The following is a 6,083-nucleotide window of genomic DNA, read 5'->3' as shown; positions in this document are numbered from 1 at the left end:
ACCTGACGGTTCCGGGCCTCTCGCACTGCGGCGATCCCGACGGGACTTGAACCCGCGACCTCCACCTTGACAGGGTGGCGAGCTAACCAACTGCTCCACGGGACCAGAGTTTTCTGATCTCGTTCACTCGCTTGCCGCGCTGCGAACAAGACAGACTGTAGCCCATGGTGGGCCCCCAGGTCGAACTGGCACCTGAGGGCCCCCGAGGAGGCCGCCGCCCAGCTCAGAGCGTGGCCCTGGCAGCCTCCATCGCCTTGGTGATCCGCTTCTCCGACACCGGGCTCGGTGTGCCCAGCGACTGGGCGAAGAAGCTGACCCGCAACTCCTCGATCATCCAGCGGATCGCCAGCACCTCCGCGGACGGCTGCCGGCCGGCCGGCACCGCCGCCAGCAGCTCCCCGTACTCCCGCTGCACCTGCTGGACCTTCAGCAGCTGCTGGGCGTCCCGCTGCGGGTGGTTGGGCAGCGCCTCCAGCCGGCGGTCCACCGCCAGCAGGTAGCGCTTGAGGTCCGGCAGCCGCTGCCAGCCGGTGTCCGTGACGAAGCCCGGGTGCACCAGGGAGGCCAGGTGCAGCCGGATGTCGTTCACCGCGTTCAGCAGCACCGGGCTGCTCACCGACTTCAGCCGGGTCGAGGCCTTGTGGAAGGCGATCAGCGCGGTGGCCGTCTTCAGCGTGGTGTCCGCGGACAGGTCGTACAGGTCCGCCCGCACCTTGTCGTGCAGCGTGCCGAAGGCCGCCTCGTCCCAGGCCGGTCCGCCGGCCAGGGTCATCAGCCGGTCCGTCGCACAGGCCACCACGTCCTCGAAGAGGGCGTTCACCGAGCCGTGCGGGTTGTGCGAGAGCGCCAGCTTCGCCTGGTTGCCCAGCCGGCCCTGGATCGACTTGGCCGGGGAGGTGGTGGTCAGCATCAGCAGCCGGCGGGTGCCCGCCCACATCGACTGCGTCTGCGCCTGCGGGGTGTCGAACAGCTTCACGCCGACCGACTCCCCCTCGTCCACCAGGGCCGGGTAGGCGCGCAGCGAATGGCCGCGCGAGCGCTGCTCGAAGGTGCGCTGGAGCACGGGCAGGCCGCCCGGCCAGGCGGTCAGCCCGCCCTGCTCGATGCCCTGGCCGGAGGCCGCCGAGGACAGCGTCTCCTTGAGCTTCGGCTTGAGCCGCAGCCGCAGCTCCTCCAGGTCCTTGGACTCGGCGAGCTTGCGGCGGCCGTCCACCACCCGGAAGGTCACCTTGAGGTGGTCCGGCACCCGCTCGTCGTCCCAGGCCTCCGGCGGCACGGTGATGGCCGTCAGGCGCTTGAGGGCGTGCTCCAGGGACGGCAGCAACGGCTCCTGGCGGTCCTTCACCGCGCGCAGCGCCGCCTTCGCGAAGTCCGGCGCCGGCACGAAGTTGCGCCGGATCGCCTTCGGCAGCGACTTGATGTACGCGGTGACCAGCTCCGTCCGCAGGCCCGGGATCTGCCAGTCGAAGCCCTCCGCGGTGACCTGGTTGAGCACCGGCAGCGGGATGTGGACGGTCACGCCGTCCGCGTCGCTGCCCGGTTCGAACTGGTAGGTCAGCTGGAAGCGCAGCTTGCCCTGCTGCCAGTGGTCCGGGTAGTCGGCCTCCGTGACGCCGTCCGCGGAGTCGTTGATCAGCATCGACTTCTCGAAGTTGAGCAGGTCCGGCTGCTCGTGCCGGGCCGTCTTCCACCAGGAGTCGAAGTGCCGGGTGGAGACCACGTCCTCCGGCAGCCGGGCGTCGTAGAACTCGAACAGGGTCTGGTCGTCGACCAGGATGTCCCGGCGCCGGGCCCGGTTCTCCAGCTCCTCGACCTCACCGAGCAGCTTGCGGTTCTCGGCGAAGAACCGGTGGTGGGTCTCCCAGTCGCCCTCGACCAGCGCGTTGCGGATGAACAGCTCGCGGCACAGCTCCGGGTCGATCCGCCCGTAGTTGACCTTGCGCTGGGCGACGACCGGCATCCCGTAGAGCGTCACCCGCTCGTACGCCAGGACGGCTCCGGCCTTCTTCTCCCAGTGCGGCTCGCTGTACGTCCGCTTGATCAGGTGGCCGGCCAGCGGCTCCACCCACTCCGGCTCGATCTTGGCGTTGATCCGCGCCCACAGCCGGGACGTCTCCACCAGCTCGGCCGACATCACCCAGCGCGGCGGCTTCTTGAACAGGCCCGAGCCCGGGAACACCGCGAACCGGGCGCCGCGCGCGCCGCCGTACTCGCGCTTCTCCACGTCGAACAGGCCGATGTGGGAGAGCAGGCCGGCCAGCAGCGACTGGTGGATCCGGTCGGCGTCCGGCTCGGCGTCCTCGTGCGGCTCCTCGATGGTGACGCCCAACTGCTTGGCGACCGTGCGCAGCTGGGTGTAGATGTCCTGCCACTCCCGTATCCGCAGGTAGTTGAGGAACTCCGCCTTGCACATCCGGCGGAAGGCCGAGGAGGACAGCTCGCGCTGCTGCTCCCGGACGTAGCGCCACATCGCCAGGTAGGACAGGAAGTCGGAGGTCTCCGAGTTGAACCGGCGGTGCCGCTCGTCGGCGGCCTGGCGCTTCTCGGCGGGGCGCTCGCGCGGGTCCTGGATGGACAGCGCGGCGGCGATCACCATCACGTCGCGCACGCAGCCGTTCTTGTCGGCCTCCAGCACCATCCGGGCCATCCGCGGGTCCACCGGGAGCTGGGCCAGTTGGCGGCCGAGCGCGGTGAGGCGCTTGCGCGGGTCCTTCTCGTCCGGGTCCAGCGCGCCCAGCTCGTGCAGCAGGTGCACGCCGTCCTTGATGTTGCGGGAGTCCGGCGGGTCCAGGAACGGGAAGGCGGCGATGTCGCCGAGGCCCGCCGCCGTCATCTGCAGGATCACCGAGGCCAGGTTGGTGCGCAGGATCTCGGCGTCGGTGAACTCGGGGCGGGAGAGGAAGTCCTCCTCCGAGTACAGCCGGATGCAGATGCCGTCGGAGGTGCGGCCGCAGCGGCCCTTGCGCTGGTTGGCGCTGGCCTGGCTGACCGCCTCGATCGGCAGCCGCTGCACCTTGGTGCGGTGGCTGTAGCGGGAGATCCGGGCGGTGCCCGGGTCGATCACGTACTTGATGCCGGGGACGGTGAGGCTGGTCTCGGCGACGTTGGTGGCGAGGACGATCCGGCGGCTGCCGGAGCGCTGGAACACCCGGTGCTGCTCGGCCGAGCTCAGCCGGGCGTACAGCGGCAGGACCTCGGTGGACTTGAGTTTCAGCTTGTCCAGGGCGTCGGCGGTGTCGCGGATCTCGCGCTCGCCGGAGAGGAAGACCAGGATGTCGCCCGGGCCCTCGGCCTGGAGCTCCTGGGCCGCTTCGCAGATCGCCTGGATCTGGTCCCGGTCGCGGTCGGCGTCCGTCGCGTCGTCGTCCTCGTCCAGGTCGTCGACGAGCGGGCGGTACCGGACCTCCACCGGGTAGGTGCGGCCGGAGACCTCGACGATCGGGGCGTCGTTGAAGTGCCGGGCGAAGCGCTGCGGGTCGATGGTCGCGGAGGTGATCACGACCTTGAGGTCCGGTCGGCGCGGGAGCAGCTGCTTGACGTAGCCGAGGATGAAGTCGATGTTGAGGCTGCGCTCGTGCGCCTCGTCGATGATCAGGGTGTCGTACTGGAGCAGTTCGCGGTCGGTCTGGATCTCCGCGAGCAGGATGCCGTCCGTCATCAGCTTGACCAGGGTGTCCTGGCCGACCTGGTCGGTGAACCGGACCTTCCAGCCGACCGCCTCGCCCAGCGGGGTGCGCAGCTCCTCCGCGACCCGCTCGGCGACCGTACGGGCGGCGATCCGGCGCGGCTGGGTGTGGCCGACCAGACCGCGCACGCCGCGGCCCAGCTCCAGACAGATCTTCGGGATCTGGGTGGTCTTGCCGGAGCCGGTCTCACCCGCGACGATCACCACCTGGTGGTCCCGGATGGCCGCCAGGATTTCGTCCTTCTTCTGGCTGACCGGCAGCTCGGCGGGATAGCTGATCGGTGGGACGGCACCGCGGCGCTGCTCGACCAGCAGCTCGGCGCGGTCGATGTCGGCGGCGATCTGGGCGGCGACCTTCTGCCGGGCCTCGGGCTTGCGGACCCGACGGGCCCCCTCCAGTCGGCGCCCGATCCGCACCTGGTCGCGCAGGGTCAGCTCGGGCAGGCGGGCGGCCAGCTCACCGATACCGGGACCCTCGGCGGGTGCGGGGGCGGACTGGACTGCGGGAGAACTCACTGCGGGCATCCCTCTAGGTTCGCAAGGAGGTACGGCGGCGCGCACCTCGGTTTTCGAGCCTCTCCAGTGTCACAGCCACCGGCGGCCGAGCGCGAACGGCGGGTCCGGGTGCCGGTGGCGTCGGGCCGGACGGCTCCGGGCCGGGCCAGGCAACGGTTCGCGGCGGTTTCGGGCTCTGGGGGTTGAGGAGGTGCTCATGGGAGCCCAGAAGACCGCGAGGGACGAGGAGTTCCGCGCGTTCACCGGCAGCGCGTGGACGCGGCTGCTCAGGACGGCGTACCTGCTCGCGGGGGACAGGCACACCGCCGAGGACCTGGTCCAGCAGGCCCTGGAGCGGGCGTACGTCGCCTGGAGCCGGGTCCGGGCGGCCGACGACCCGCACGCCTACGTGCGCCGGATCCTGATCAACGAGCACGCCCGGCGGTTCCGCCGCCGAGCGGCCGAGGACCTGGTCACCGCCGTCCCCGACCGGGCCGCACCCGAGGGCCCCGACGGCTACGCGCGGCTGGACGAACGGGCGGCGCTGCTCACGGCCCTCGGCACGCTGCCGCCCCGGCAGCGGCAGGCCGTCGTGCTGCGGTACTGGGAGGACCTCACCGAGACCCAGACCGCCGCGGCGATGGGCTGCTCGGTCGGGACGGTGAAGAGCCAGGCGGCCAGAGGCCTGGCCAAGCTGCGGGAGGCCTCCTCACTCAACGGGCTGGCGAGCATCGGAGGCGGAAGATGAGCAACGAGGGCAACGTGGGCGGCGAGGGCGCCATGGGCAACGTGGGCGGTGTGGGCGGCGAGGGCACGGTCGGGGCGGGGGCCGGGGGCGCGGCCGGCGCCGAGGCCGCGGCGGCGCGCGTCCTGGGCGAGCTGGCCGGAAGCGTCGAGATCGGGGCCGTCCCGTACGACCGGCTGGTCGCCGGGGGGCGGCGCCGGCTGCGGCGCCGGCGGCTGCTGACCAGCGGGGCGGTGGCGGTGCTGGTCGCGGCGGCCGTCGTCGGGGGGACGGCGCTCGGCGGGCTCGGGCGGGGGCGGGGGCCGGGCAACGCGGCCGACGCGGGGGCGGTGGTGGCGGACGCCTCGACCGTCACCGCCGCGGAGGCCGCCGGGGCCGCCGGGGCCGCCGCGGGCACCACCGCGACACCGACCGCTCCCGCGCGGGATCCGTTCACCCCGGTCCGGGTCGTGGTCGGCCACGGCACCACGAACGGCAGGCAGTGGCAGGCGTGGGCCGCGTTCTGGCCGGCGGCCGCCACCAAGGAGGACGCCCTCCGACAGGCCCGGCTGATCTGGGAGGACCGGCACGCGGCCATCCCGCAACTGCCGGAGACCACCCGGGCGGACATCGACCGGAGCTGGCGCCCGGACGTGGACCTGGTGAACCTCTACGCCACCGTGGACGGGCAGCGCCAGGTCGACGACGCGATGCACGACACCCCCGCCCCGGGGGTGCCGGACGGGGCGATCATCGACCGGGCCACCTCCGGAGGAGGGACGATGCTCGGGTTCAAGGGCGGGGAGCTGGGCGCCTCACCGGTGGTGATCGCTGGGGTCCGGCCCCGGGTCGCGAAGATCGTGGTCACCTGGGACACCGGCGGCATCAGCGAGTCGGCGCCGGTCGCCCTCGGGGACTCCCCGACGCGCTGGTACGCGATCGCCAGGAAGCCGGGCGCCCAGGCCCGCACGTTCACGTACTACGCGGCGGACGGCTCCGTGCTGGGCACCGACGCCAGCTGGTTCCGCTCCTACTGAACCCTCCCGGCGCCGTGCCGGCCTCGACGCCGCCCGCGCGACCGGCCCACCTCCCCCTCGGGGGGGGGGGGCCGCCGCCGCCGCGCGGGGGGCCAGGGGGGGGGGCCCGCCCCCACTCGCGGCGCGCCGGGGCGCGGGGGCG

Annotated in this window: 3 protein-coding genes and 1 tRNA gene; 2 read left to right on the top strand and 2 right to left on the bottom strand. The window is 72.6% G+C overall.

The window, feature by feature from the left end:
- Positions 1-31: 31 nt before the first annotated feature.
- Together ACFV6I_RS23540 and hrpA are read right to left on the bottom strand one after the other, a co-directional pair.
- Positions 32-105, bottom strand: a tRNA-Asp gene (locus ACFV6I_RS23540).
- A gap of 118 nt (positions 106-223) precedes the next feature.
- On the bottom strand, positions 224-4,210 hold the full coding sequence (gene hrpA, locus ACFV6I_RS23535) for an ATP-dependent RNA helicase HrpA (protein WP_063348335.1): 3,987 nt from the start codon (positions 4,208-4,210) through the stop codon (positions 224-226).
- A gap of 187 nt (positions 4,211-4,397) precedes the next feature.
- On the opposite strand from hrpA, the gene ACFV6I_RS23530 reads away from it, so the two are divergent.
- Positions 4,398-4,928, top strand: coding sequence for a SigE family RNA polymerase sigma factor (locus ACFV6I_RS23530; RefSeq protein WP_063348334.1), 531 nt, complete (start codon positions 4,398-4,400; stop codon positions 4,926-4,928).
- Positions 4,925-5,941, top strand: coding sequence for a hypothetical protein (locus tag ACFV6I_RS23525; RefSeq protein ID WP_380427471.1), 1,017 nt, complete (start codon positions 4,925-4,927; stop codon positions 5,939-5,941). The genes ACFV6I_RS23530 and ACFV6I_RS23525 overlap by 4 nt, the downstream gene beginning before the upstream one ends.
- Positions 5,942-6,083 lie beyond the last annotated feature (142 nt).

The organism is Kitasatospora sp. NPDC059803 (assembly GCF_042732255.1).
Taxonomy (GTDB): Bacteria; Actinomycetota; Actinomycetes; order Streptomycetales; family Streptomycetaceae; genus Kitasatospora.
This window is presented reverse-complemented; position numbering and strand designations above follow the sequence as displayed.

What these genes read in the sequence shown, in the direction of transcription:
- ACFV6I_RS23530 (WP_063348334.1), top strand. Translation starts at nt 4,398, where the DNA reads ATGGGAGCCCAGAAGACCGCGAGGGACGAGGAGTTCCGCGCGTTCACC.
- hrpA (WP_063348335.1), bottom strand. Translation starts at nt 4,210, where the DNA reads ATGCCCGCAGTGAGTTCTCCCGCAGTCCAGTCCGCCCCCGCACCCGCC.
- ACFV6I_RS23525 (WP_380427471.1), top strand. Translation starts at nt 4,925, where the DNA reads ATGAGCAACGAGGGCAACGTGGGCGGCGAGGGCGCCATGGGCAACGTG.